Origin of the sequence: Mesorhizobium robiniae (genome assembly GCF_040545535.1) — a bacterium.
Lineage (GTDB): Bacteria > Pseudomonadota > Alphaproteobacteria > Rhizobiales > Rhizobiaceae > Mesorhizobium > Mesorhizobium robiniae.
Genome location: NZ_JBEPMC010000008.1, coordinates 195,667 through 220,303, shown reverse-complemented (window position 1 = coordinate 220,303; position 24,637 = coordinate 195,667). Strand labels below are relative to the sequence as shown.

General features: G+C 62.8%; 24 protein-coding genes and 1 pseudogene. 16 read left to right on the top strand and 9 right to left on the bottom strand.

Going from position 1 to position 24,637, the window contains the following annotated elements; all coding sequences use genetic code 11:
- Positions 1-12 precede the first annotated feature (12 nt).
- Positions 13-657, bottom strand: a complete 645-nt coding sequence (locus ABID19_RS22660) for a cysteine hydrolase family protein (protein ID WP_354493185.1) — start codon at positions 655-657, stop codon at positions 13-15.
- A gap of 130 nt (positions 658-787) precedes the next feature.
- On the opposite strand from ABID19_RS22660, the gene ABID19_RS22655 reads away from it, so the two are divergent.
- The 3 genes from ABID19_RS22655 (at position 788) to ABID19_RS22645 (ending at position 2,973) form a co-directional block, all read left to right on the top strand.
- Complete coding sequence (locus tag ABID19_RS22655; RefSeq protein ID WP_354493184.1) at positions 788-1,780, top strand: helix-turn-helix domain-containing protein; 993 nt, start codon at positions 788-790, stop codon at positions 1,778-1,780.
- A gap of 201 nt (positions 1,781-1,981) precedes the next feature.
- A complete protein-coding gene (gene parS, locus ABID19_RS22650; protein WP_354493183.1) occupies positions 1,982-2,467 on the top strand; it encodes a type II RES/Xre toxin-antitoxin system antitoxin in 486 nt (161 codons plus the stop codon).
- Positions 2,464-2,973, top strand: coding sequence for an RES family NAD+ phosphorylase (locus ABID19_RS22645; RefSeq protein ID WP_354493182.1), 510 nt, complete (start codon positions 2,464-2,466; stop codon positions 2,971-2,973). The genes parS and ABID19_RS22645 overlap by 4 nt, the downstream gene beginning before the upstream one ends.
- 12 nt (positions 2,974-2,985) lie before the next feature.
- On the opposite strand, the gene ABID19_RS22640 is transcribed toward ABID19_RS22645, so the two are convergent.
- Positions 2,986-3,543: a sugar O-acetyltransferase gene (locus ABID19_RS22640; protein WP_354493181.1), complete on the bottom strand. Its 558-nt coding sequence runs from the start codon at positions 3,541-3,543 to the stop codon at positions 2,986-2,988.
- A 149-nt stretch (positions 3,544-3,692) separates the two neighbouring features.
- On the opposite strand from ABID19_RS22640, the gene ABID19_RS22635 reads away from it, so the two are divergent.
- The 4 genes from ABID19_RS22635 (at position 3,693) to ABID19_RS22620 (ending at position 8,012) form a co-directional block, all read left to right on the top strand.
- The gene (locus ABID19_RS22635) at positions 3,693-4,154 is read left to right on the top strand and encodes a DUF4126 domain-containing protein (protein ID WP_354493180.1); all 462 of its coding nucleotides are present in this window, start codon (positions 3,693-3,695) and stop codon (positions 4,152-4,154) included.
- Entirely contained in the window at positions 4,151-5,527 is a 1,377-nt protein-coding gene (locus tag ABID19_RS22630) for an FAD-containing oxidoreductase (RefSeq protein WP_354493179.1), read from the top strand. Before ABID19_RS22635 ends, ABID19_RS22630 begins: the two co-directional genes overlap by 4 nt.
- Before the next feature lie 159 nt (positions 5,528-5,686).
- A complete protein-coding gene (locus ABID19_RS22625) occupies positions 5,687-6,856 on the top strand; it encodes an MFS transporter (protein ID WP_354493178.1) in 1,170 nt (389 codons plus the stop codon).
- An 85-nt stretch (positions 6,857-6,941) separates the two neighbouring features.
- Positions 6,942-8,012 carry a succinylglutamate desuccinylase/aspartoacylase family protein gene (locus ABID19_RS22620; RefSeq protein ID WP_354493177.1) on the top strand — a complete coding sequence of 357 codons (1,071 nt, stop codon included), beginning with the start codon at positions 6,942-6,944 and terminating at the stop codon, positions 8,010-8,012.
- 14 nt (positions 8,013-8,026) lie between these two features.
- Here ABID19_RS22620 and ABID19_RS22615 read toward each other — a convergent pair whose 3' ends face one another.
- Positions 8,027-8,797, bottom strand: coding sequence for an isocitrate lyase/PEP mutase family protein (locus ABID19_RS22615; protein WP_354493176.1), 771 nt, complete (start codon positions 8,795-8,797; stop codon positions 8,027-8,029).
- 331 nt (positions 8,798-9,128) lie between these two features.
- Here ABID19_RS22615 and ABID19_RS22610 point away from each other — a divergent pair, with 331 nt between their 5' ends.
- Entirely contained in the window at positions 9,129-11,318 is a 2,190-nt protein-coding gene (locus tag ABID19_RS22610; RefSeq protein WP_354493175.1) for an anthranilate synthase, read from the top strand.
- 28 nt (positions 11,319-11,346) lie between these two features.
- On the top strand, positions 11,347-12,276 hold the full coding sequence (locus ABID19_RS22605) for a cation diffusion facilitator family transporter (protein ID WP_354493174.1): 930 nt from the start codon (positions 11,347-11,349) through the stop codon (positions 12,274-12,276).
- A gap of 6 nt (positions 12,277-12,282) precedes the next feature.
- Here the strand turns inward: ABID19_RS22605 and ABID19_RS22600 are convergent.
- A pseudogene (locus ABID19_RS22600) lies at positions 12,283-12,458 on the bottom strand (PIN domain-containing protein); the annotation flags it as partial.
- Between the two features lie 97 nt (positions 12,459-12,555).
- Here ABID19_RS22600 and ABID19_RS22595 point away from each other — a divergent pair.
- Positions 12,556-13,356 (top strand): SDR family NAD(P)-dependent oxidoreductase, encoded by an 801-nt coding sequence (locus ABID19_RS22595; RefSeq protein ID WP_354493173.1) that lies wholly within the window; start codon positions 12,556-12,558, stop codon positions 13,354-13,356.
- Between the two features lie 46 nt (positions 13,357-13,402).
- On the top strand, positions 13,403-13,711 hold the full coding sequence (locus ABID19_RS22590; RefSeq protein WP_352933347.1) for a putative quinol monooxygenase: 309 nt from the start codon (positions 13,403-13,405) through the stop codon (positions 13,709-13,711).
- Between the two features lie 82 nt (positions 13,712-13,793).
- Here ABID19_RS22590 and ABID19_RS22585 read toward each other — a convergent pair whose 3' ends face one another.
- The 4 genes from ABID19_RS22585 to ABID19_RS22570 all read right to left on the bottom strand — a co-directional run bounded on the left by ABID19_RS22585 (position 13,794) and on the right by ABID19_RS22570 (position 16,446).
- The gene (locus tag ABID19_RS22585) at positions 13,794-14,747 is read right to left on the bottom strand and encodes an alpha/beta hydrolase family protein (RefSeq protein ID WP_354493172.1); all 954 of its coding nucleotides are present in this window, start codon (positions 14,745-14,747) and stop codon (positions 13,794-13,796) included.
- Positions 14,748-14,814: 67 nt separating this feature from the next.
- Positions 14,815-15,516, bottom strand: a complete 702-nt coding sequence (locus ABID19_RS22580) for a GIN domain-containing protein (RefSeq protein WP_354493171.1) — start codon at positions 15,514-15,516, stop codon at positions 14,815-14,817.
- Between the two features lie 34 nt (positions 15,517-15,550).
- Complete coding sequence (locus tag ABID19_RS22575; protein ID WP_352933340.1) at positions 15,551-16,123, bottom strand: DUF1700 domain-containing protein; 573 nt, start codon at positions 16,121-16,123, stop codon at positions 15,551-15,553.
- Entirely contained in the window at positions 16,120-16,446 is a 327-nt protein-coding gene (locus tag ABID19_RS22570; RefSeq protein ID WP_354493170.1) for a PadR family transcriptional regulator, read from the bottom strand. Before ABID19_RS22570 ends, ABID19_RS22575 begins: the two co-directional genes overlap by 4 nt.
- 191 nt (positions 16,447-16,637) lie before the next feature.
- On the opposite strand from ABID19_RS22570, the gene ABID19_RS22565 reads away from it, so the two are divergent.
- From ABID19_RS22565 to ABID19_RS22545, 5 genes are all read left to right on the top strand, one after another.
- Positions 16,638-17,726, top strand: a complete 1,089-nt coding sequence (locus ABID19_RS22565) for an AbrB family transcriptional regulator (RefSeq protein ID WP_354493169.1) — start codon at positions 16,638-16,640, stop codon at positions 17,724-17,726.
- A gap of 513 nt (positions 17,727-18,239) precedes the next feature.
- Positions 18,240-19,916: a 2-isopropylmalate synthase gene (leuA, locus tag ABID19_RS22560; protein WP_354493270.1), complete on the top strand. Its 1,677-nt coding sequence runs from the start codon at positions 18,240-18,242 to the stop codon at positions 19,914-19,916.
- Between the two features lie 198 nt (positions 19,917-20,114).
- Complete coding sequence (locus ABID19_RS22555; protein ID WP_354493168.1) at positions 20,115-21,893, top strand: tetratricopeptide repeat protein; 1,779 nt, start codon at positions 20,115-20,117, stop codon at positions 21,891-21,893.
- Positions 21,894-22,014: 121 nt separating this feature from the next.
- Positions 22,015-22,818 (top strand): alpha/beta fold hydrolase, encoded by an 804-nt coding sequence (locus ABID19_RS22550; RefSeq protein ID WP_354493167.1) that lies wholly within the window; start codon positions 22,015-22,017, stop codon positions 22,816-22,818.
- Positions 22,819-22,949: 131 nt separating this feature from the next.
- Positions 22,950-23,573 carry a hypothetical protein gene (locus ABID19_RS22545; RefSeq protein ID WP_354493166.1) on the top strand — a complete coding sequence of 208 codons (624 nt, stop codon included), beginning with the start codon at positions 22,950-22,952 and terminating at the stop codon, positions 23,571-23,573.
- A gap of 110 nt (positions 23,574-23,683) precedes the next feature.
- Here ABID19_RS22545 and ABID19_RS22540 read toward each other — a convergent pair whose 3' ends face one another.
- Entirely contained in the window at positions 23,684-24,598 is a 915-nt protein-coding gene (locus tag ABID19_RS22540) for a metallophosphoesterase family protein (RefSeq protein WP_354493269.1), read from the bottom strand.
- Positions 24,599-24,637 lie beyond the last annotated feature (39 nt).

Here is a 24,637-nt window from a genome sequence, read left to right as displayed (position 1 = left end):
CGCGACAAATTTCTAAGCGGCTTCGCGTGCCAGCGCGCGCTGGTTGGAAGCGTAGATCGTGTCGCGCTCGGGCAGCGTGCCGGTCTTCAGGCAGTCGATCCATTCGGCAGTTTTGAGAACGGCGGCGAAGCGCGACTGCAGGATAACAGTCACCACCCGATGGATGTCCTCGGCCGAAGCATAACCGGCGCTGTTGGCATAGGGCACCGAGCCGGTGGCGTCGGACAGGAATTCGACGGCGAAGCCCATATGGACTGCATGGATGATGGTCGAGAGATCGCAATTATGCGTCATGTAGCCGACGACGGTGATCGTATCGATGGCGTTGGCGCGCAACCAGTCTTCGAGGTCCGTGCCGGTGAAGGCGCTCGGCAAGGTTTTTTCGACATAATGATCGCGGCTTCGCCTAGCGATCTCGGGATGCAAGTCGGCGCCATGGCTACCCTTAGCAAAGATTGGCGAGGTCTCGGGCGCCAACTGCTTGATGACAACGACCTTGACGCCCGCCTCGGCGGCCGCATCCATCGCGCGTGCTGCGTTGACGACGCTGTCGCGAAACGGCGGGTGCTGGATGGCGAGGTTGCCGCCGTCATAGTCGTTCTGGATGTCGACGACGATGAGGGCACGGCGCGGCGTTGGGGTGGCTGCTTCAGACATGGAGTTTTCCTTTCCCGTTCGGCTCTGATTGGTCGAGGATAGGCCTGCCGTCGGATTGCAAACAGTGTCCCAATTGACATTATTCGAAAGAATTGGGACAATCCGAACCTAACCCTCATTGGTGCTCATCATGGCCGATCCGATCGTTGCCGCCATCGCCTTCGATGGCATCAGTCCGTTCCACCTTTCCGTGCCGTGCCTTGTATTCGCAGAGGATCGCGCCGCGCTCGGCTTGCCGCGCTTCGACTTCCGCATCTGTGCAATCGAAAGCGGGCCTATCCACACCGAAGCAGGGTTGACCGTAACTGCGCCGCATGGGCTGGACGGCCTCGACGGCGCGGACATTGTGATCGTCCCAAGCTGGCGAGATCTCGAAGACCCGCCACCGGAGTTTCTGGTAGAGGCGCTGCGGCGAGCGCACCGGAACGGCGCATTGATTGTCGGACTGTGCCTCGGCACCTTCGCTGTTGCGGCGACCGGACTGCTTTCGGGGCGGCGTGCCGCGACGCACTGGGCCTACACCGAGCAGCTGCAGGCGCTTTATCCCGACATGATCGTCGACCCGGATGTGCTTTACATCGACAATGGTGATGTCATGACATCTGCCGGCGTCGCCGCCGGGCTTGACTGCTGTCTCCACATCGTACGGGCCCGCTATGGCGCGGAGGCAGCTCTTCGGCTTGCCCGGCAGATCGTCCTTTCTCCCCATCGGCAAGGTGGGCAAGCGCAGTTCATAGAACGTCCCATCGCCAGGACCGGCAATGCCGACCGCTTCACACAGGCCCTCGACGCGGTGCGCGAAACGCTGGGCGTGACGCACAGCCTGGACAGCGTCGCCGCCACTGCCGGTCTCACCCGCCGGACATTCACGCGCCGCTTTCAAAAATCGATCGGCACCAGCTTCGGCGACTGGCTGATCGATCAGCGCGTTGCGCTGGCGCAGCGGCTGCTGGAAGCAACGGAAAAATCGATGGACACCGTTGCCTTCGAGGCCGGTTTCGGAAGCGCCACCTCGCTGCGCCAGCATTTTGCGGTGCGGCTCAGAACCACGCCAGCGCAGTACCGGCGCGAATTCTCGAAGAACGCCGATCAGGACGCGCGCGTGGCGCACGCACCGAGGTGAGGCAATCGCTTCAGGTTTGCGCTGCCCCTTGTATCTGCATGAGATAATTTTCGTGCAGTCGAAGCGACTGAGCCTCGGGCCGGATGGCCATCTAGCCCTGAGTTGTAGGCTATCTTTCTCAGCTCTCGATCCTACCGTCCTTGAAAGGCTCTGCGTCATCTGTCATATATAAAAGCGACAAATGACGCGAAGAGGCACACCGTGGCGATTCCATTGGAAAAGACCGCTGCAGAACCAACAAACAATGAACTTCAGAGGGTGGCCAGGTTGCTCGGCGGCACCCGCATCCTATCGCGGCACCTCCGGAGCGCATTGGATGCCCATGAGCTGCTTATTCACGGCCTGCCGGGTTCGGCGCTGGACCATCTCCTTGAGCAGCTCGTCTTCATCCAGAAGACTGATTCGCTTGAGAAGGCCGTCGGTATGAGCTTGCGCACCTACCAGCGTCGGAAGGATGCCCCTTCCAAGCCTCTCAACCAGGATCAGAGCGGACGAACCTGGAAGTTCGCGGAGATCCTGTCGAAAGCGACCGACGTGTTCGGATCGCAGGCGGAAGCGGAACAATGGCTGGAGCGCCCGGCGATCGGGCTCGACCAGCGTCGTCCCATTGATCTTCTGGCAACCCCGGCGGGTGTCGAGCTTGTGGAAGACTATCTCAAGCGGCTTGAATACGGCGTTTATGCATGACGCCGCTGTCGGCCGCACTTGGCGACTCCGACCTCGTTGGCTGGCGTCTCGATCAGGCTGCGTTTGCGCCTACATGGGACAGTGGCGAGGGCGCATACAGGGTTGGCGGACGATGGAACAGCAGAGGCGTACGCGCAGTCTACTGCTCAATCGACCCTTCGACTGCGATTCTCGAAGTTGCAGTCCATAAAGGCTTCAAGGCGCTCGACACGATCGCGCATGTGATGACGGCGGCGACAATCAGCGATGTCACGGATGTGCATATCGTCTACCCTGCAGCCATTCCTAACCCTAATTGGCTGCGTCCGGGCATTCCGAGCTCTGGGCAACAGGCATTCGGCGACGATCTTCTCAAACGACATCGGTTCGTGGTGATTCCGAGCGCGGTGTCGCAAAATAGCTGGAATCTGATCTTCGACGCGAGCGTCGCGAAGGGCGCCTATGCCATGAATATCCAGGAGGCTTTTGCGCTCGATACGCGATTGCATCCACCTCCTGCTAAGTGAAGCAAGGGATGCTCAGCCGCGCCTGACCGGCCCTGCCGGGTTACCGACCACCGTCGTGTTTGCCGCCACGTCGCGCGTCACCACAGCACCCGCGCCGACAATGGCTCCCTCGCCGATGCTGACGCCGCCGAGTATGACGGCGCTGCCGCCGATCCAGGCGTCGTCGCCGATCTTGACCGGCTTGGCGATCTCCAGCCCCACCTGCCGGCCCGCCGCCTCCTGGTGGTGCTCGGCGCAATAGATCTGCACATTGGGGCCGAGCAACGTTCCCTTGCCGATGCGGACCGCTGCCGTATCGAGGATGGTGCAGCCGGCATTGAGGAAGACGCCGTCGCCGAGAAAGAGATTGAAGCCGTAGGCGCAGTGGAAGGGCGCTTCGATCCGGGCGCCCTCGCCCACCGCGCCGAACAGCGACTTCAGGGCCGGTCCGATGTCGCCGCGTTGCCGGGGCGGCAGCGAATTATGCTCGAACACCGCGTCGCGCGCCATGACCCGCAGTGCCTCCAGCTCCGGGTCGAGGCAAGTATACCACCCGCCCGCCGCCATTTTTGTGCGCTCACTTGCGGCCATGCCGATACCTCCTGTTTGAATTGCTGCCAACGCACAGAGATCAGCTGGGAAAAACCGCCAGCGTTGCGCCGCCTCTGGTCAAATGCTCGACCTATGGTAGCCTGCCTCCACAGGGCTGTCCCAGGCCCGGTGATCGAGGGGGATCAATCATGCTATTTATTCTCGCACTTCTGATTGGCGTCGTTGCCGGGCTTCGTACCATGACAGCGCCCGCCGCCGTCGCCTGGGGCGCCTGGCTCGGCTGGCTGCCGCTCGCCGGCACCTGGGCTGGTTTCATGGGTCACTGGATCGCCGTCGGCATATTCACCATCCTGGCCATCGCCGAGTTGGTCGCCGATCAGTTGCCGTCGACGCCGAGCCGCAAGGTGCCGCAGCAGTTCGGCGCGCGGATCGTCTCGGGCGCCTTCACCGGTGCGGTGATCGGCACGACCGGCGGCGCAATCATCAGCGGCCTCATCGCTGGCGCCATCGGTGCGGTGATCGGCACGCTGGGCGGCGCGGAGCTGCGCAAACGCCTGGCCATCGCTTTCGGCAAAGACCAACCTGCCGCCTTCATCGAGGACGCGGTGGCGATCGTCGGCGGCCTGCTGATTGTGGCGGCAGTGGCATGACGGCAAAGGCATTCGACGCCATCGTCATCGGCGCCGGACAGGCCGGCCCGTCGCTGGCCGGCCGGCTGACGGCAGCCGGCATGAGCGTGGCGCTGATCGAGCGAAAGCTGGTCGGTGGCACCTGCGTCAATACCGGCTGCATGCCGACCAAGGCCATGGTGGCCAGCGCCTATGCAGCACACCTTACCCGCCGAGCCGCCGACTATGGCGTCACGCTCTCCGGTCCGGTCGGCGTCGATTACAAGGCGATCAAGGCGCGCAAGGATAAGGTGTCGAACGACGCCCGCGGCAACCTCGAAAGCTGGATCGCCGGCATGGACAAATGCACGCTTTATCGCGGCCATGCGCGTTTTGAATCCGCCAACACCGTGCGCGTCGGCGACGACCTGCTGAGCGCCGAGAAGATATTCCTCAACACCGGCGGCCGCGCCTCGGTGCCCGACCTGCCCGGTGTCAACGACATTTCGTACCTGACCAACTCGTCGATGATGGATCTCGACGAGCTGCCGCGCCATCTCATCGTCGTCGGCGGCAGCTACATCTCGCTCGAGTTCGCGCAGATGTTCCGCCGTTTCGGTTCAGAGGTCACGGTGATCGAAAAGAGCCCGCGGCTGATCGGCCGCGAGGACGAGGATGTCTCGGACGCTATCCTGTCCATCCTCGAAAACGAAGACATTACGGTGCATCTCGGCGCCGACGACATCAGCTTCGCCAGGCAGGGCAACGAAATTGCCGTGACCTTTTCCGCCGGCAAGGCACCGGCGGTCGGCTCGCATGTGCTGCTGGCGGTGGGCCGGACGCCCAACACCGACGATCTCGGTCTCGACAAGGCCGGCGTCCAAGTCGACAAACGCGGCTTCGTTGTCGTCGACGACCAGTTGCGCACCAGCGTGCCCGGCATCTGGGCGATGGGCGACTGCAACGGCAAGGGCGCCTTCACCCACACCTCCTACAATGACTACGAGATCGTCGCCGCCAATCTGCTCGACAACGATCCGCGCAAGGTGAGCGACCGCATCGAGGCCTACGCGCTCTATATCGATCCGCCGCTCGGCCGCTGTGGCATGACCGAGACGGCGGTAAGGAAGTCCGGCCGGCGCGCGCTGGTCGGCCAGCGGCCGATGACCCGGGTCGGCCGCGCCATTGAGAAAGGCGAGACGCAAGGTTTCATGAAGATCCTGGTCGACGCCGACACCAAGGAAATCCTCGGCTGTTCGGTGCTCGGCCCCGGTGGCGACGAGGCGATACACTGCGTGCTCGACCTGATGTACGCCAAGGCGCCGGCCAGCACGCTCGCACGGGCAATGCACATCCATCCGAATGTCTCGGAACTTCTGCCCACCATCGCCCAGGAGTTGAAGCCGCTGGCGTAGGCTTCGGGCTCCACTCTGCATCCCCGCAGGCGCAAAGGCACACCACAGTCGCGATCTGCTCCCCGCTTTCTGCAACGCTGCAATGCAGCAATCGCGCTTGTGCAACCGCCCCATCTCCGGACAGTCTAACTTTTGAACCGATTCATTCCCGGACGCTCCATGCCCCTGCCGATCCTAGCGCTTGCCATTGCGTCCTTCTGCATCGGCACCACCGAATTCGTCATCATGGGCCTGCTGCCCGAGGTCGCCGCCGATCTCGGCGTTTCCATTCCCTCGGCTGGTCTTCTGGTCACCGGCTATGCGCTCGGCGTCGTCTTCGGCGCGCCGGTGATCGCGGTGGCCACCGCGCATCTGCCGCGCAAGCCGGTGCTGGTCGGGCTGGCAATGCTGTTCGTCGTCGGCAATCTCTTCTGCGCCATCGCGCCCAACTATTGGACGCTGATGGCCGCCCGCGTCTTCACCGCTTTCGGCCACGGCGCTTTCTTCGGCATCGGCTCGGTCGTTGCCGCCAGCCTCGTGCCGCGCAACAAGCGGGCCAGCGCCATCGCGCTGATGTTTGCCGGGCTGACGCTCTCCAACATCCTCGGCGTTCCCGGCGGCACCGCGCTGGGCGAGGCCTTCGGCTGGCGCGCCACGTTCGTGGCCGTCGTGGGTATCGGCCTCATCTCGGTCGCGGCCATCGCTTGGCTGGTGCCATCAAATGTTGCCGAATCGAGCGGCGGCGGCCTGCTCGGCGAAGTACGCGTGCTCGGCAAGCTGCAGGTGTGGCTCTCCATGCTGATCTCGGCGCTGGCTTCCGCCAGCCTGTTTGCCGTCTTCACCTACATTAAGCCCTATCTCACCGACGTATCCGGCCTGTCGACTGCGACCGTGACCTGGGTGCTGCTGCTGTTCGGCGGCGGCATGACCATCGGCAACATCATCGGCGGCAGGCTGGCCGACTGGAAGTTGATGCCGACGGTGATCGGCACGCTCTTGATGCTGGCGCTGCTGCTTGTCGGCTTTGCCGAATTCGGCGCCATCGCAGGCGTGGCGATCTTCATCGTTTTCCTGTGGGGACTGCTGGTCTTCGTCATCGTGCCGCCTTTGCAGATCCGTGTCGTCGAGGCGGCCTCCGAGGCGCCGAACCTCGCCGCCACGCTCAACCAGGGCGCGTTCAACATCGGCAATGCCGCCGGCGCCTGGGTGGGCGGCGTGGCACTTTCGCTGGGCGTGTCCTATGCCAATCTGCCGCTGGTTGGCGCAGCGCTCGCCCTGATGGCGGTCGCCGTGGCAGTGATGTCGCAGACGTTGGACCGCCAGCTGCTGGTGACGCACCCCGCGCAATAGTTGCGCCCATAGCGCAGCAGACTGGACCAATCGACAGCGTACCGGCGAAGGGGCATGTGTTCGCCCTCTTTCCTGGAGGAGTATCATGCAGAAATCGATTGAGCGCATCGCCGGCGACAGCGAGGGCGCTTTCTACGAATTCCCAGTGTTTCGCTTCGAAGGGTTCCGCCTTGAAAGCAGCGGTAAGTCGGCATCTTCAGCCTATCTGCAAGCCGCCCTTCATGCCGGCGAACTGCCGGGCGTGGTCGCCATCGATGCGCTGATGCCGCTACTTGAAAAGGCCGAAGCGGAAGGCCGCATCAAGGGCAATATCACCGTGGTGCCCCAAGCCAATCCGATCGGCCGCGCCCAATACCATTTCGGCGAGCATCAAGGCCGCTTCCATCTCGGCACCCGCACCAACTTCAACCGCGGCTTTCCGCTGCTGGCCGCGCCGGATGCGACGCTGTTGCCGGACACCACCCTCGCTACGGCCGATCAGCGGCTGAAGACGCGGCTGCTGCAGCTGTCGATCGGCCACGACATCGTTCTCGACCTGCACTGCGACGACGAGGGCCTCGCCTATCTCTACGTCCACGCCAGCCTGTGGCCTGACATGGCCGACTGTGCGGCGGCCATGGGCGTCGATGCGGTGATCCTGTGGGATGAGGACACCGACGGCACCTTCGAGGGCGCCTCGATCATGCCGTATCTGAACGTTCCCGCCGATGTGGCGCGCTTTGACCGGCGCGTCGCCACCACGGTCGAGTATCGCGGCATCCTCGATGTCGACGGCGCTCTGGCCGGCGCCGATGCCGAAGGGCTCTATCGGCTGCTGGTGGCGCGCGGCGTGATCCTGGATCAGGCCCTGCCCACTCCCGGCGGCTTCACCGGTATCGTCGCACCGCTCGAAAACATCGACATGATGCCGGCACCCCGCGCGGGCGCGGTTCTCTATGACGTGAAGCCCGGCGACCGCGTGGCGAAAGGCGCACGGCTTGCCACCATCGTCCATGCGCCGGGCGAAGCCAGCGGCCGCACCGAGGTGTTCGCGCCGCAAGCGGGCATCATCCTGACACGGCGTTCCCGGCGCATCATCCGTGCCGGCGAAGATCTGCTGAAGCTGGTCGGCGACAGGAAAAGCGCCGATGCAAGATCGGGAACGCTAGAGGATTGAGGAGGCCTGCCGGGCTAACCGGAGATAGCCTGGCGCGCCTTGGTCTCGAGCCATTCGGTCATCTGCCGGTAGGGGACGGGGCCGTGGCTGATGCGAGCAACGCCGAGCTCCGCAAGCCGCTGACGCGGCGGCACATGCGCCAGCGCGATGATGTTGACCGGCAACGCAATCGCCTTGCAGAGCGCCTCGATAAGGCCTTCATCGCCAAGACCCGGTGCAAAGAAGCCGTGCGCTCCGGCCTTTTCATAGGCATGCGCCCGCTCGATCGCCTGCTCGAGCAGCGCCTTGTCATGCGTTTCGGGCTTGGCCTTGAGGAAGATGTCGGTTCGAGCATTGAGGAATGCCGGAATGCCGGAGGCTTTCACGGCTGCGGCAGCGGCTTCGATCCTTGTCACCTGGACGGCGATGTCGTGCAGGCCGCTGCCTCCGACAATCTGATCTTCGAAATTGAAGCCGATGGCGCCGGCCTGCAAGGCAAGCGTCACCGTACGGGCGACGATTTCCGGAGCGATGCCATAGCCGCCCTCGATATCCGTGGTCACCGGCAGGTCAACGGCCGCGACGATGCGTTTGATATTTTCGAGCGCAAGATCCAGCGGTATTTTTTCGCCATCAGCGAATCCGAACGCCGCCGCGACCGGCCAGCTTCCTGTCGCAATGGCCTTGGCCCCTGCTTTTTCGATGGTCTTGGCCGAGCCAGGATCCCAGACATTGTAGAGAACGATCGGGTTTCCCTTGACGTGGAGGGAGTGGAACGCCCGCGCGCGGTTGATCTGCTCGGTCATTTTTCGCCCCTTCCTGCTGTTGGGGGGCCAAGATAGACGCGGCTGGCAGCTTTGGCGATGTGCCATGAACCGTACAAGCGGCAGCCACCGAACAGACTTTTCAAACCCTGTTGCGCATCCTGTCTTTCGCGGCTATGGATTTCGCCATGAACATGCGCTCGATCAAGACCGTTTGGTGGTGGGCTCGCTGACAGCGGCCTGTTCGAACGCGTGCGCGTGACAATAGAAGGTGGCCGCAACGGAATGTCCGGGCGGCCATTTGTTTTTTCAAGCCATATCCGGGTCCGTTGCCCCAAGACGCTCAACACCCAAGACGCTGATGGAGACGGCAATGACGACGAAAATTCTGGAGAACGGGGCGGAGCGCTTCGTCACGGCGGGTGGCGTGACAATTACCCGCGAGCGCCATGACCGGCCTTACGAAGGCGCGATCGACGCCTATATCGACGGGCTGAATGCGCGCCGCGGCGCTGTGTTTTCTTCGAATTACGAATATCCCGGCCGCTACACGCGCTGGGACACCGCCATCATCGACCCGCCGCTGGTGATCTCGGCGCGCGGTCGCGCCATGCGCATCGAGGCGCTGAACGGCCGTGGCGAGGTGCTTCTGCCGGTGATCGGCAAGGCGCTCGGCGGCCTTGACGACGTGACGATCGCCGAGACGTCGAAAAGACTGATCCGCCTCGACGTGGCCAAGCCCGGCCGAGTCTTCACCGAAGAAGAACGCAGCCGCGTTCCATCCGTCTTCACCGTACTGCGCGCCATCACCGCCTTGTTCAAGACGGAGGAAGACGCCAATCTCGGCCTCTACGGCGCCTTCGGCTACGATCTCGCCTTCCAGTTCGATCCGGTCGACTACAAGCTCGAGCGCCAGCAGAGCCAGCGCGACCTCGTGCTGTTCCTGCCCGACGAGATCCTGGTCGTCGATCACTATTTGACCAAGGCCTGGACCGACCGCTATGACTATTCGGGCGACGGGTTTTCGACAGAGGGTCTGCCCCGCGACGAAATCGTCGAGCCGTTCAAGACCGCCGACCGCATCCCGCCGCGCGGCGACCATGAGCCCGGCGAATATGCCAATCTGGTGCGCAAGGCGATGGAGAGTTTCAAGCGCGGCGACCTGTTCGAGGTGGTGCCCGGCCAGATGTTCTACGAGCGCTGTGAGACGCCGCCCTCCGACATTTCCCGCAAGCTGAAGACCATCAACCCATCGCCCTATTCCTTCTTCATCAATCTCGGCGAGGGCGAATATTTGATCGGCGCCTCGCCCGAAATGTTCGTGCGGGTCAACGGCCGCCGTGTCGAGACCTGCCCGATATCAGGCACGATCAAGCGCGGCGACGACGCCATTTCCGATAGCGAGCAGATCCTGAAACTGCTCAATTCGAAGAAGGACGAATCCGAGCTGACCATGTGCTCGGACGTCGACCGCAACGACAAGTCGAGGGTTTGCGATCCAGGCTCGGTGCGCGTCATCGGCCGTCGCCAGATCGAGATGTATTCGCGCCTGATCCACACCGTCGACCACATCGAAGGGCGGCTGCGCGAAGGCATGGACGCCTTCGACGCGTTTTTGTCGCATGCCTGGGCCGTCACAGTCACCGGCGCGCCGAAATTATGGGCTATGCGCTTCATCGAGCAGAACGAGAAGAGCCCGCGCGCCTGGTATGGCGGGGCGATCGGCATGGTCAATTTCAACGGTGACATGAACACCGGCCTGACGCTTCGCACCATCCGCATCAAGGACGGCATCGCCGAGGTGCGCGCCGGCGCCACGCTGCTCTTCGACAGCATTCCCGAGGAAGAAGAAGCCGAAACCGAACTGAAGGCATCCGCCATGATCTCAGCCATCCGCGACGCCAAGTCAGGCAATGCCGCCGACACCGAACGCGCCACTGCGCGCGTCGGCGACGGTGTTAACATCCTCCTGGTCGACCACGAGGACTCCTTCGTCCACACGCTGGCCAATTATTTCCGCCAGACCGGCGCCAATGTCTCGACCGTGCGCACGCCTGTGCCGGACGAGGTTTTCGACCGGCTGAAGCCAAACCTGGTCGTGCTGTCGCCCGGTCCCGGCACGCCGAAGGACTTCGACTGCGCCGCCACCATCAAACGGGCCCGCGCGCGCGACCTGCCGATCTTCGGCGTCTGCCTCGGCCTGCAGGCGCTGGCCGAGGCCTATGGCGGAGAATTGCGGCAGTTGCACGTGCCGATGCATGGCAAGCCGTCGCGCATTCGCGTGTCGAAGCCGGGCATCATCTTCTCCGGCCTGCCCAAGGACGTGACCGTCGGCCGCTATCATTCGATCTTCGCCGATCCGGTCCGCCTGCCCGACGGCTTCGTCGTCACGGCGGAGACCGAGGACGGCATCATCATGGCCTTCGAGCACAACAAGGAGCCGATCGCCGCGGTGCAATTCCACCCGGAATCGATCATGACGCTCGGCCACAATGCCGGCATGCGCATCATCGAGAACATCGTTGCGCATCTGCCGCGCAAGGCGAGGGAGAAGGCTGCTTAGCTCCGGCTTGCGCGGCTGGAAGCAATCAATGACCGCAATTGATCCCAAAAGCGCCGCCAAACGCAAGGTCGCCGCCCTCGCCTTCTGGTCGATCATCGTCGCGTTCGTCGTGCTCGGCCTGAAGCTGGCGGCCTGGTACGTCACCGGTTCCGTGGCTCTGTACTCGGACGCACTGGAATCGATCGTCAACGTCATTGCCTCGGCCGCCGCTTATTGGGCGATCCAGGTCAGCTTCAAGCCGGCCGACCAGGATCATCCGTTCGGCCACCACAAGGCGGAGTATTTCTCGGCTGTTCTGGAAGGCGTGCTGATCGTGCTGGCAGCCCTTCTGATCCTCAACGAAGTGTGGTGGTCCTGGCGCCATCCCGCCCCCCTCGAACAGCCCTGGACGGGCCTTGCCATCAACGGCGTCGCGACGATGATCAACGCCTTCTGGGCTTGGACGCTGATCCGTGCCGGACGTGCCGAGAAATCGCCGGCTCTGGTCGCCGACGGCAGGCACATTATGACCGACGTGGCGACCTCGGTCGGCGTGTTCATTGGCCTGGTCGGTGCCGTGCTGACCGGCTGGCAAATTCTCGACCCGGCACTTGCCGTCATCGTCGCGCTGAACATCCTGTGGCAAGGCTGGCACGTCATCGGCTCGTCGATGAACGGGCTGATGGACCGCGCCGTCGACACGCAGGAGCACATGCACATCCGCGACATTATCTCAGCCAATTGCAAGGGAGCGCTGGAGGTTCACGATCTCAAGACACGCATCGCCGGCCGCGCCACCTTCATCGAGTTCCACTTGGTCGTCGATGCCGACATGTCGGTGGGCGCCAGCCACGTCATTTGCGACCGCATCGAGGATGCGCTGAAAGCAGAAATCCCGTCGGTGCGCGTCACCATCCATGTCGAGCCCGACGACGAGGCAAAATTGCCCAAGGGCACGACGGCCGTGCCGTTCGCGTGAGGCTGTTCACCAAATCTCGATTGTGATCCGCTCGAATTCCCGTACATTGCGGGTTATCAGTGTGAGGTTCCGGGCACGCGCCTGCCCGCCAATCAGCGCATCATAGGGACCAATCGGGCCCCCGACGCCGCAAGCGTGGCCCGAATCTCGCCGGCATGCCTTGCGTCTTCCCGATCGAATTCGCCAGGGCTAAGCCTATTTGCGGCCCCTGAGCCCTTGCGGACTTGAACGAGGGCTGCGAGGCCTACGAAGAAGCAGTCGGAGTCCCGGAGGATAAACGTGCCAGCCACCACAACCAGCCTTGTCACCCCCACCCTGGTCATTCCCGACCTTGCCGGCAAGGCGGTGCTGATCACCGGCGCTTCGACCGGCATCGGGGCCGCACTTGCACTGGCCTACGCCGCGCAGAAATGCCGCGTCGCGCTGCATTACAATTCAAGTCGGACGGCTGCCGAAAACCTGGCCGGAACCATCCGCAACGGCGGCGGCGAGGTTTTCCCGATCCAGGGCGATTTCTCGATCCCCGCCGATGTCGAGCGCGTCGTCGAGGACAGTGCGCAACACTTCGGCTGGCTTGACGGCCTCGTCAACAATGCCGGCGGTATGCTTGGGCGCGTGCCTTATGCCGAGCAGACCGAGGCGCATTACGACGCGGTGATGGACCTGAACGCCCGCTCCGTGCTGACCGCATCGCGCAAGGCGATGCCATGGCTGAAGCGTCAGGGCGGCTTCATCGTCAACACCTCGTCGATCGCCGCGCGCAATGGCGCCGGCGGCGGCGCCGGCCTTTATGGCTCGGCCAAGGCCTTCGTCTCCAATGTGACCCGCGGCATGGCCAAGGAACTGATCGGCTTCAACATCCGCGTCAACGCGGTGGCGCCGGGCACCATCGCGACACCTTTCCATGAGCGCTATTCCACCGACGAGCAGATGAAGGGCATGGTGGCCACCATTCCGCAGGGCCGCGCCGGCACGCCCGAGGACTGCGTCGGCGCCTACCTGTTCCTGTCGTCCGCTCTGTTGAGCGGATACATCACCGGCCAGGTGATCGAGGTGAATGGTGGCCAGTTGATGCCGTGAGCGGCGACCTGCATACTTGTCACGCGAGCCAACGGAGAAAACGGCAATGTACGGTCTGATCGGCAAGATGCGGGCGACGCGCGGCCAGCGCGACGCAATGATGGACCTCCTGCTTGCCAGTACCGGCGCAATGCCGGGCTGCCTGAGCTACATTATCGCTACCGATCCGGCCGACGCCGACGCGATCTGGGTGACCGAAGTGTGGACCGACCAGGCAAGTCACAAGGCGTCGCTGCAGCTGCCGGAAGTCCAGGCGGCGATCGCCAAGGCGCGGCCGATCATCGCCGGCTTCGAATTTCAAGTCGAGACGCGGCCCGTAGGCGGCTTCGGCCTGCCCGCCGTCAAAACCGGCTGACACCTGGGATCGTACAAGAATTCAGCATTTTTGCGAGAAGTGCCTCACCTGCCGGCAGCCGAGTTGGAGTGTCGGCGCGGCTCTAAAGCCGATCACGGAAGAATTCTGATATTTTCACCTTGATGTCGGCCTGAACAGCGCCACGATCGACACCTTGCGCGTCCTCGCAAACCTCCGGTGCTTGCTGCTTCAAGGCTGTTGGGCAGATGTCCGTGAGCACGAAATGTCCGCCGGACACGTATTGAACCTGCGGAGGCTGGGGAAGTCCTGCCGCCAGAACCCGCGTGTTTTCCTCGCCCATTCTACTGTGTTTCGGACGAAACAGCAGGACCGGCATCTGTACCGCCACCAGACCATCCTCGTCGAATAACACGCCAAATGGATCGAGCAAGGCAAGCGCCTTCAAGGGAAGGCGAGGAGGTGGGAGGTCGGCCAACCGGACGCGTTTCGGCGGTGCCGCATTCCTGTCGCCGCCGGGGCCTGCATTGCATGATTGGACGTCCTCCGGATGCGTTGCGCAATAGGCAGCGAGATGCCTGAAGTCGGGCACTCCGCCCGCAAGTTCCAATGCGACCGCCCCACCGAGTGAAAAGCCGAGCATACCCAGCCTGTCTGGGTTGGCGTGGGTCTTGAAACGAGGATCGGCCATCATCGCTTCAAGCGCTGCCTTAATCTCGAGAGGCCTGCCGGGAAGGCGGGGCTTTCCGTGTGTCGGCGAGACCACGATAAATCCCTGCTGGGCGAGATAAGCGGCGAGACCTCGCAGGACGAGGGGACTACCACCGGTCCGGCCGCCACCATGTGAGAGCAAAACGACCGGAAACTCGCCGTCCGCAATCGCCGCATTGCGGCTGGCGAAAACGGCGAAAGGGCCGGCCTGCCACTGCACCTCTTCCGCGCGCGTCGGATACCAGACGAAGGTATCGAACGGCTCCTTGGCTGGAACAGAAATACGTGTAATCCCGGCGTGGAACGGGACCGGCTGCGCCCACGCCGTCGAGACAGAAAAGGCTATCAGGAAACAAAGCATGCGCATGGCCGTCTCCGAAGACAGGTCGGCAGAATGGATATCCCCAGGATGCGACGGATGCAGGCGATCAACGCTACGGCACTTGCACTATGCTGCCGCTGCCTCTTACCTGCGAACGCCGCATGGTTGGGTGCCCGTACAGTTCGACATCACCGCTGCCGTAAATCGAGACGTCCGCATCCGCCTGCGCGGTAATTTGTGCATCGCCGCTGCCGCGAATCTCGATCCGTGCGGATTGGGCAATCAGGCCCGTGAGCCTCCCGCTGCCCGAACCGAAGATATCCAGGCCGACAGTTTGTGCGGCCCCCGTGGCGGCGACACTGCCGCTTCCCCGGATGGTCAGCCGCAGCTCAGGCTGATTGATCTGCGACAAGGTGAGGTCGCCGCTGCCGAGCACTTTCCAGTCGGCTATTGCCGGTCCGGACAGGCTGATGTCGAGCCGGGACCCAAACCAACCCGGCTCACAATCCAGGCTGAGCCTGCCGCCTTCAAACCGCACATGGTCGAGCAGAGCGCCGCTCACAACCGCCTCCGCCTTATCCCCCGGCTGGTAGTGGACCGAGGCCGGCAGATCGATGGTCAAACTATCGCCGGTGGTGAAAGGCAAAATAGCCTCTTGTCTGGTGGACGTGGCCGGCCCGCAGGTGGACTGCCCCGAAATCCACCAACCTCCGGCATTGGCCCAATCTGGCCCGGAAAGCCCGATACCCAACACCAGAAAGACGACTGCGCCGATCAGCCCTGCCGTCGCAACGAATGCCAATTTTCCGGTCATTGTCTGGTTCCTTCAAAATGGTGACAAACAACGCTCAAACGCGGTCATCGCCCGGTTGAGCCAGGCGGGAATGCAGCCGCGCGTAATGCCCGAGTATGCGTATGCCCGCGCCCAGCCCCAGCAGCAGCAAAGCGGCGCCGCCCACAAGACAGCTAACCAGCCCGGCACCGATGAAGAGGCGTCCCAAGGTCGCCGTGAACATGCCGCCACCGTCGAATAGCAGCGTTGTGAGGATGATCTTGAGGCCGAGCGCACCGACGGCGACAAGCGCAATGGCAAGTCCCAGCGCAATGACGATCGTGGCGATAAGCAGCGGCAGCAGGAAAAGGATGTCGACGATGACAAGCCCAGCCAAAGCCACCGTGGCCGCCAACAGGTTAGACACGCTCCAGTGGGCCTCGAAGCGGCGCAGCCCAGCCTCGGCCCGCAACTCGCGGGCGAGCCTGGCCGGGTCGCCCAATGCAGAGGCGACCTCCGCTTCGTTTCGGCCCGACACGTCGGATTCGGCGAAATGGGCGGCGTAGTCGCCAACAATGTCCTCGATCTCTTGAGGCGGCAGACCGGCGAGTCCCAATCTTAGCGTGCGCAGGAAGGCATCCCTAGTCATGGCAAATCCTCGAGAAGTTTGTCGACTGCGCCCGCGAAAGCGCGCCAGTCGCGGCGATGAGCTTCGAAAGCCGTCCGGCCCAGAGGCGTGAGCCGGTAATATTTGCGCGGCGGCCCGCTGCTCGACTCGACGATGCGGGTGGCGACCAGGCCGTCGTTCTGCATCCGACGCATCAAAGGATAGATCGTGCCTTCGCCCATACTCACCGCAGCGACCAACGTGCTGGCAATTTCATAACCGTAGCTTTCGCCCCGCGACAGCACGGCCAGGACGCACAGATCAAGGGCGCCTTTTCGCAACTGCACTTGGATCGAGTCGGTCATGTCAGGTCTCGGTTTCGAAGTGTGTATATAGCATGCTACCTGTTTATGCAAGGTAGTCGATCACGCTGAGACCCTCACGTAATCCTGATGCGATAGATACTTGTCGCAAACTCCAAACCGCGACGAACGAGCCGTAGGATTTCTCCGGCAGCAGGCTTCGCATTCTTCCTGCATGAGTCTAAGACGCGAATATGGACACCTTGCCAGACCAGCCGACCGTCGAACGCATGGCGCGGATGCCCAAAGTCTGGCAGTGGCTGGCCCTGCTGATCTTCTCGATCCTTTTCGCCGGCGCACTGGAATTCGCCGCCTTGCCCGCAGCGCTGCTGATCGGACCGATGCTGGCGGCAATCCTGGCCGGCACCAACGGCGCCACGGTGCGCGTGCCGGGCCTTTTGTTCGGCGCCGCCCAGGCGATCATCGGCTGCCTTGTAGCCGCTTCGATCTCCGCTGACATCTTTCCGATCTTCTATAAGGAATGGCCGCTGTTCCTCGGCGCCGTGGTGGCGACCGTCGCGGCATCCAGCCTGCTCGGCTGGCTGATCAGCCGCTGGCGTATCCTGCCCGGCACCACCGCGGTCTGGGGCTCATCGCCGGGCGCGGCCACCGCCATGGTGCTGATGGCCGGCGCCTTCGGAGCCGACCAGCGCCTCGTCGCCTTCATGCAATATCTGCGCGTCATCTTCGTCTCGATGACTGCGGCGCTTGTCGCAAAGATGTGGGTCGACACATCAGGTATCGAGATTCCCGCCATCGTCTGGTTCCCGCCGATCGATCCAACAGCCTTTACCGCAACACTGGGCGTGGCCCTCGTCGGCAGCCTCATTGGAAAGCTGTTCAGGTTGCCGTCGCCCTTCTTCCTCGGCACCTTCATTTTCGGCACTGCGGTGCATCTCGGACTAGGCGTGACGATGCAGTTGCCGCCCTGGCTGCTCGCCCTCGGCTATACGATGATCGGTTGGACCATCGGCCTGAATTTCACCAGGGCAATTCTACGGCACGCGACCCGGGCGCTGCCGCAGATCGTCGGCTCGATCATCATCCTCATCGCTTTCTGCGGCGGCCTCGGTTTCATGATCAGCCATGTGCTCGGCATCGATCCGCTTACCGCCTATCTGGCGACCAGCCCCGGCGGCATGGACAGCGTCGCCATCATCGCCGCCGCCGCACAGCACGTCGACATTTCCTTCGTCATGGCGCTGCAATCGGCCCGGTTCCTCGTCGTGCTGCTGATCGGGCCGAGCGTTGCGCGGCTGGTGGCGCGAAGTCTGAGGGAATAAAGGGTAGTCAAGGCCTGCTGACACGCCGGCGGCGTCCAGTGCTCAAGAAGGCGTCGGCTAAAGGAACGCCAGTCGTCCGGCCCACTGTCGTTCGGCCCACTGTCGTTCGGCCCACTTGCCTCTCCTTGGCCGCTCCTGTATGAAAACCGCCATGACCAACCGCGCCATATCAGTCGCTTCCCGTCAGACCGGCTTTGCCGGTGAGACCGTGCGCGCGCTTGCTTCCACCCTGCTGCTTCTCGGCCTTATCGGCGATCGCCGGGTTCGCTAAAGGAGCGCCCGGCGGTCGAACCGCCGCTCACGCGCATGCTCCTTGGCAAGTCAATTAAGCGAATGAACATCTGGTAAAGGCGCCGCTCGGCACCAAATCCGCCTGAAGGCGGATGCTGCGAGCCGCCGGGAGAGACAACAATGAACGCACGAGAAGAAATCCGCGCAGGCAGCGGGGAGATGGGCAGGGCCGCAAAGGTCATGCCGGAGGCAACTCGGGGCATGCCAGAGGCAGCCCGGGGCATGTCAGAGGCAGCCCGGAAATACCAACCTTACCCGACCGTTGGTCTCACCGATCGCGTTTGGCCGTCGAAGGTCATCGACAAGGCACCGATCTGGTGCTCGGTCGACCTGCGCGACGGCAACCAGGCGCTGATCGACCCGATGGGCCATGAGCGCAAGGCGCGCATGTTCGCCCTGCTGCTCGACATGGGCTTCAAGGAAATCGAGATCGGCTTCCCGTCGGCCTCGCAGACCGATTTCGACTTCGCCCGCTGGTGCATCGAAGAAGGCAATGTGCCGGCCGATGTCTCGTTGCAGGTGCTGGTGCAGTGCCGGCCGGAACTGATCACCCGCACCTTCGAGGCGCTGCAGGGTGCCACCAACCCGATTGTGCATTTCTACAATTCGACCAGCGAATTGCAGCGCCGCGTCGTCTTCGAGAAGGACGTCGCCGGCATCAGGCGGATCGCCACCGATGCGGCCAAGATGATCACCGACATGGCGGCGAAGGCCGGCGGCGGCTACCGCTTCGAATATTCGCCGGAAAGCTTTACCGGCACCGAGCTCGAAGTGGCGCTGGAGATCTGCAATGCCGTCACCGAGATCGTGAAGCCGACGGCGGAAAACAAGCTGATCATCAACCTGCCGTCCACGGTCGAAATGTCGACACCCAACATCTATGCCGACCGCATCGAATGGATGTGCCGCAATCTCGACAACCGCGAAAACCTGCTCATTTCGCTGCATCCGCACAACGACCGCGGCACCGGCATCGCCACCACCGAACTCGGCCTGATGGCTGGCGCGGATCGCGTCGAAGGCACATTGTTCGGCAATGGCGAGCGCACCGGCAATGTCGACATCGTCACGCTGGCGCTCAACATGTACACGCAAGGCGTCGATCCAGAGCTCGATTGCTCCGACATCAACCGGATGAAAGACGTCTACGAATATTCGAACCAGCTGAAGATCCCCGAGCGCCATCCCTATGTCGGCGAACTCGTCTACACGGCCTTTTCCGGCTCGCACCAGGACGCCATCAACAAGGGCATGAAGGCGTTGCGCAAGGCCAACACGCCGCATTGGGAAGTCCCCTATCTGCCGATCGACCCGGCCGATGTCGGGCGCAACTACGAGGCGATCATTCGCATCAACTCGCAATCCGGCAAGGGCGGCATTGCCTATGTGCTGCAGGCGGACTACGGCCTCAACCTGCCGCGCAACCTGCAGATCGAATTCAGCCAGGCTATCCAGGCGATCACCGATGCCGAAGGCAAGGAAGTGCCGGTCAAGCGCATCTACGAGCGCTTTCTCGACACCTATGTCGACCAGCCGGGCGCGCGGCTGAAGTTCCTCGACCACCACACCTATCCCGACACCGAGGTCAAGGGGCGGCGCGTGGTGGAAGCGGTCATCCTCGACAGCGGCAAGGAGGTGACGATTTCAGGTTCCGGAACCGGTCCGATCGACGGCTTCGTCGACGCGCTGTCGCGCCATGTCGGCGTGCCGATGTCGGTGCTCGACTATTCTGAGCACTCCATGCAGCGCGGCTCGAATGCCTCGGCCATCTCCTATGTCGAGATGGAGCATCCCGGCGGCAAGCTGTTCGGCGCCGGCATCAACACCAACATCGTGGCCGCTTCGCTGGAGGCCGTGGTTTCCGCCGCGAATCGTATCATCGGCCGAAAGGTCGACTAGACAGGCTGTCGAAAGCTAACAGCTGGAGCAAGATGAACCCAGATGGTATCATCTTGCTCCGGTCTTTCGCACCATTAACCACCGGAGAATTATCCAGTGGGGTACGCGATCGCATAATGGATGCACGCTTGTATGGCAGTGCAGGCCTTATATGATTGCGCCTTAATTAACCTGTGCCGACTTCGAAAGGATCGACACTTGCAGCATGCCACGCCTGCCGCCCCCGCAGTGCGCGAGACGTTGGAGCGATTGCTAGCCAGCGAGACGTTCGGACGATCCGAGCGAGCGCGTAAACTGCTTCGCTATCTAGTCGAGCGCGAGCAGGCAGGCGAAGCCGACAAGCTCAAGGGCTTTTCCATCGCGATGGATGTTTTCGGCAAGGACGGTGACTTCGATCCGTCGACCGATGCCGTCGTGCGGGTGCAGGCGGGCAGGCTGCGTGAGCTTCTGCAGCATTACTTCGCCAATGAGGGTGTTGCCGAGCCGATCCGCATCGCCATTCCGCGTGGCGGCTATGTTCCATCCTATGAGCTCAACGCTATTCGCTTGCCGGCCGAGTCGGTGCCGGAGGAACACATCGAAGCGGCGGCTACCTTGTCCGCATCGCTCGAAGAGCCGGGCCTGGCCGTACGTGCCGCATCGTTGATGTCGCCTGTCGCTCGCGAGCCGGCACCTTCGCTGATGCGCCATCTCCAGTTTTTCTGGTTGGCGATCGCGCTGGTCATCGCCATGCTGAGCGTACTGATCCTTCGTCAGGGAGGCGGCGCCTTGCTGGCCGGAAGCGATACCGCGTCGACGATCGAGAACGCAGTGGCCACCGGCAGCATAGCGCCATGGGCTCCGATCGAAACTCTTCCGCTCGTCTACATTGGGGTGAAAGCCAACAGCGCGGAGGCTGCCCGCGTCGCGGCATCGCTGCGCGCCGGCCTCAGCGGCTTCGATACGGTCAACTTCATCGGCAGGGACGCCGAAGGGCCGCCCGATCCGGTCACCGATGCAATCAGCTTCGTATTCGATGTCTTGCCGGGACCAATGGCAGGCGACGTCACCCTCGAGCTTCAAAGCGTGGCGACCGGACGGGTCCTGCTGTCACGCAATTTGACTGCCGCCGACAGCACGCCCTCCACCGTCGAGGACAATGTCGCCAGCATTTTGAGTTCAGCCGTTCCCGCCTCGGGCGCGATCTACAACTATATCGAACAGAGCGGCCTTCAGACCGGCCTGACGGAGTGCCTGCTGCTCAACGACAAGTACTATCTCGACCAAGGCGCCAAAACCCATGGGGCTGCCTATCGCTGTCTCGAAAACCTGGTCGATCGGGATGCGAAATCGTCGCTCGTCTATTCGGAACTCGCGACCCTGCACCTCGAGGCGGCCACCGATCACTACGCCTATCCAGCCGGCGCAACGATCGAGCAGGCGCTGTCGCTTGCCCGTCGCGCCGTGCAGATGGGGCCGACCAGCCCCTATGCGCATCGTGCCTATGGCTATCTCAACTCCCGCCTCGGCAATTCGGAAGAATCGATTCGCTGGATGCACAAGGCCTACGAACTCAACCCTTACGACCTCAGCATGGCGGCAGCTTACGCCTATGGGTTGATTTTCGCCGGCAGGTACAGGGAAGGAACACCGATCCTCGCCCACGCCGCCGAAACGTCCAGCGCCCATCCGACCTGGTGGGACTACGGGCTTTTCGTCGGCCAGTTCATGGCCGGTGATATGAACAAGGCCGCGCTTGCCAGCGATGCGTTGCAAGCGACGCCGACGAAATCGCACTATCTGGCTGCACGGCTGATCAGCGCGAAGGCAGGCGGCCGCGATCAACTGGCGCACCAACTCGTGGACGAGATGACTGCCAGATTCCCGAAATTCGCTGCCGATCCGCGCGCGACCTTTGTCGAGAGGAGATATCCCACCGATCTGACCGACCGGCTGGTCGAGGCCTTGCGCGCTGCCGGGCTCGGCAATGCCAGCTAAGCCCCTTTTGAGCTAACACGCGATCGCGAAAATTTTACTGGCCATCGGCTCGGACAAGGCGCAATCCAGCCACATTCTGGAATTCGCGCCCTGTTAATCCTGCAATAAAATCATAAACCCCATGTTTTCATCCCTTTACGCTGCCGAACGGGGCGCCGGCTCGAAGACGGTTGTCTTCCTGCATGGCTTCGGCGGTTGCCACGACGGCTGGCACGAGGTGATTTCGACACTGGCGCCTGGTTCACGGACACTGGCCTATGATCTTCCCGGCCATGGGCTATCCCTCGATTTCTCTGGTGGCGGCCCAGCCAAGACGGCCGCTCGGGCTGTTCTTGCGGATCTCGCTGCACGCAGGATTAGGAAGGTGCATGTCGTCGGCCATTCGATGGGCGGCGCAGCGGCAGTGCTGATGGCATTGGCCGAACCCGAAAGGATAGCGTCGCTGACGCTTCTGGCGCCGGGCGGTTTTGGGACTGAGATCAATGGACCGCTGTTGCGCCGTTATGCCGCCGCTGCCGACGAGGGTGAAATCCGCGCTTGCCTCGAAGCCATGTCCGGACCGCAAAGCCTGCCCCCGGAGCGCATCACGGATGTCCTTGGCGAAATGCGTGCGCGTCCCGGCCAGTTGCAGAAACTTGTCGAGATCGCGGCTGCAATGACCAAAGGCGATCGGCAGGGCGTCATCCCGCGCGAGCGGCTCGAGACGCTTGATATGCCGGTCATGGTGGTCTGGGGGACGGATGACGCGGTGCTGCCTTTCACCCAGGCCGATGATCTGCCGGCGCATTTCCACCTGCACCATGTATTGCAGGCCGGCCATATGCTGGTCGAGGAAGCGCCCGGCCTGATCGCCGAGATCGTCCGCCGCAATATGAAACGACGCAGCAGGTCGTTTCGTCCGAACTCCGCCGCTGCGGCGAACTGATTGCCCCTGCCAAAGCGCGTCTTCGAGCCGGGTTTGTCCGGTAAGCCGCTTATAGGCCTATCGATCTCGCAAGTGCATTTTGCCGGCGGCTGTGTTAACTCGGTGTTAACCAAACCCACGGGGAAACGCCGATGAAGGATGCAGGCGAGAACATCACCCAGATCGATCGGCCGCGAAAACTGTCCGATGCCATTCGCGACGTGAAGAATGCATTCGCCGACCGCGACGACGTCGTGGTCGACATGCGCGAGGCGCATCGTATGCGGCTCGATTTGCTTGCTGCCGAACTCGCGCCAATCTTTGCCGACGTGCCCGCCGATATGGATAATTTCGACTTCGCCGTCTCGTCCGGGCTGCAGCCGCGGCTATGGATCGACGCTGTCAGCCATGTTGCCATGGGACGCGACCGCCGCACCTATCGTTTCCTCAGGGATACGCGCATCGGTCGCATCGTTCTCGCCGAATCGACCGAGATGAAACCGGTGGCGGACCAGGTGACGCGCTACGTCGCGGAGCGCGTCGTCGAACGCCAGAGAATGATGGAAGGCGGGGTCGAGCAGGCTGTCGCCGGACTGAAACGTGCGTTGGTCCCGGAAGCCGAGCCGCCACTACGATCTGTCTCACGCAGCAAGGGTTGGTCGGCCTTCCTCTCCGCTATCGGCCTGATCGCCGCCGGCGCCCTGGTCGGGCTGGCTGTATCGATCGTGTTGTTCTGGGACCGCCTCGTTGCGATGGGACTGAGCTTTGGACCATGATCCTGAACTGAAGGTTCCGCGCAGCGAAAAGTCGAATGCGGTTTTCGGAAAAGATCCTGGTCAAACACTGAGACAGAGCCCATCCCGATTCCATTGGGATGGAACGAGCTCTAGGCCATAGCGTCCGCGCCAAGTTCCAGAACCTGCAGATCGGAAGGCGGGATGGCCGCCCCGGTCAGGCCACGGCGCGTCAGCCTGATCCGCCAGTTGTCCTTTTCGCCATCGATCTCCAACAGATTATATTGCGCCGCTGGGTGCCTGCCGCCAGGCGCCTGCCCTGCGGCGGCGACGCCGACCACTGGAATTTTGGCGCCGCGACCGCCGATGAAGAACAGCGTCGGCTCGTGCGAATGGCCGTGCAGCACAAGCTCGGCTCCGTGTCGCTGAACGATCTTGTGAAAGCGGGCAATGCCAAACAGCCGCTTGGGCTGCGAAACGGCGCCGCGCACGGGCGGATGGTGGATCATGATCACCCGGAACAGCCCGCGCTTGGCAGTGGCATCGAGCACTTCGCGCAGCCTTTCCGCCTGGTCTTCCAGAAAGAAGCCGTTGGCCATGAACGGAGCCGTGGCCCGTGCCGTCGTGACACCGATCAGAGCGACGTTGCCGCGCACGCGCAGATAAGGGAAGGCGTCTCGGTCGACCGGCGTATTGACGCCGTCGCCGGTCATCCACGCCGCCCACGACCGGCAGGCCTTGTCGAAGGCGCCCGGCACATAGGCGTCGTGGTTTCCCGGAACCACCGACACATCATCGGGAGAACCCAGTGTTTCCAGCCAGTGCTTACCCATCTCGATCTCGCCGTCGAGCGCCAGATTGACCAGATCGCCGGTGACAGCCAGGTGATCTGGTGCGCTCGCCTTCATATCGGCGACGATCGTGTCGATGACGGCGTCGCGCATGTGGCGGCGGCGGTTGCGTTGCCAGTTGACGTAACCGACCACCCGCTTGGAGGCGAGATCGCGATAGGTTACACCGGGAAGCGGTCCCAGATGGATATCAGAAATATGCGCGAGCCTGAACATCCTCTCTTCATAAGCGACGCGCGCGCTGCTTTCCACCCA

Excerpts from the sequence above, each read along its gene's own strand:
- ABID19_RS22660 (WP_354493185.1), bottom strand. The coding sequence starts at position 657 with ATGTCTGAAGCAGCCACCCCAACGCCGCGCCGTGCCCTCATCGTCGTC.
- ABID19_RS22655 (WP_354493184.1), top strand. The coding sequence starts at position 788 with ATGGCCGATCCGATCGTTGCCGCCATCGCCTTCGATGGCATCAGTCCG.
- ABID19_RS22645 (WP_354493182.1), top strand. The coding sequence starts at position 2,464 with ATGACGCCGCTGTCGGCCGCACTTGGCGACTCCGACCTCGTTGGCTGG.
- ABID19_RS22640 (WP_354493181.1), bottom strand. The coding sequence starts at position 3,543 with ATGGCCGCAAGTGAGCGCACAAAAATGGCGGCGGGCGGGTGGTATACT.
- ABID19_RS22635 (WP_354493180.1), top strand. The coding sequence starts at position 3,693 with ATGCTATTTATTCTCGCACTTCTGATTGGCGTCGTTGCCGGGCTTCGT.
- ABID19_RS22630 (WP_354493179.1), top strand. The coding sequence starts at position 4,151 with ATGACGGCAAAGGCATTCGACGCCATCGTCATCGGCGCCGGACAGGCC.
- ABID19_RS22625 (WP_354493178.1), top strand. The coding sequence starts at position 5,687 with ATGCCCCTGCCGATCCTAGCGCTTGCCATTGCGTCCTTCTGCATCGGC.
- ABID19_RS22620 (WP_354493177.1), top strand. The coding sequence starts at position 6,942 with ATGCAGAAATCGATTGAGCGCATCGCCGGCGACAGCGAGGGCGCTTTC.
- ABID19_RS22615 (WP_354493176.1), bottom strand. The coding sequence starts at position 8,797 with ATGACCGAGCAGATCAACCGCGCGCGGGCGTTCCACTCCCTCCACGTC.
- ABID19_RS22610 (WP_354493175.1), top strand. The coding sequence starts at position 9,129 with ATGACGACGAAAATTCTGGAGAACGGGGCGGAGCGCTTCGTCACGGCG.
- ABID19_RS22605 (WP_354493174.1), top strand. The coding sequence starts at position 11,347 with ATGACCGCAATTGATCCCAAAAGCGCCGCCAAACGCAAGGTCGCCGCC.
- ABID19_RS22590 (WP_352933347.1), top strand. The coding sequence starts at position 13,403 with ATGTACGGTCTGATCGGCAAGATGCGGGCGACGCGCGGCCAGCGCGAC.
- ABID19_RS22585 (WP_354493172.1), bottom strand. The coding sequence starts at position 14,747 with ATGCGCATGCTTTGTTTCCTGATAGCCTTTTCTGTCTCGACGGCGTGG.
- ABID19_RS22580 (WP_354493171.1), bottom strand. The coding sequence starts at position 15,516 with ATGACCGGAAAATTGGCATTCGTTGCGACGGCAGGGCTGATCGGCGCA.
- ABID19_RS22575 (WP_352933340.1), bottom strand. The coding sequence starts at position 16,123 with ATGACTAGGGATGCCTTCCTGCGCACGCTAAGATTGGGACTCGCCGGT.
- ABID19_RS22570 (WP_354493170.1), bottom strand. The coding sequence starts at position 16,446 with ATGACCGACTCGATCCAAGTGCAGTTGCGAAAAGGCGCCCTTGATCTG.
- ABID19_RS22565 (WP_354493169.1), top strand. The coding sequence starts at position 16,638 with ATGGACACCTTGCCAGACCAGCCGACCGTCGAACGCATGGCGCGGATG.
- leuA (WP_354493270.1), top strand. The coding sequence starts at position 18,240 with ATGTCAGAGGCAGCCCGGAAATACCAACCTTACCCGACCGTTGGTCTC.
- ABID19_RS22550 (WP_354493167.1), top strand. The coding sequence starts at position 22,015 with ATGTTTTCATCCCTTTACGCTGCCGAACGGGGCGCCGGCTCGAAGACG.
- ABID19_RS22545 (WP_354493166.1), top strand. The coding sequence starts at position 22,950 with ATGAAGGATGCAGGCGAGAACATCACCCAGATCGATCGGCCGCGAAAA.
- ABID19_RS22540 (WP_354493269.1), bottom strand. The coding sequence starts at position 24,598 with ATGTTCAGGCTCGCGCATATTTCTGATATCCATCTGGGACCGCTTCCC.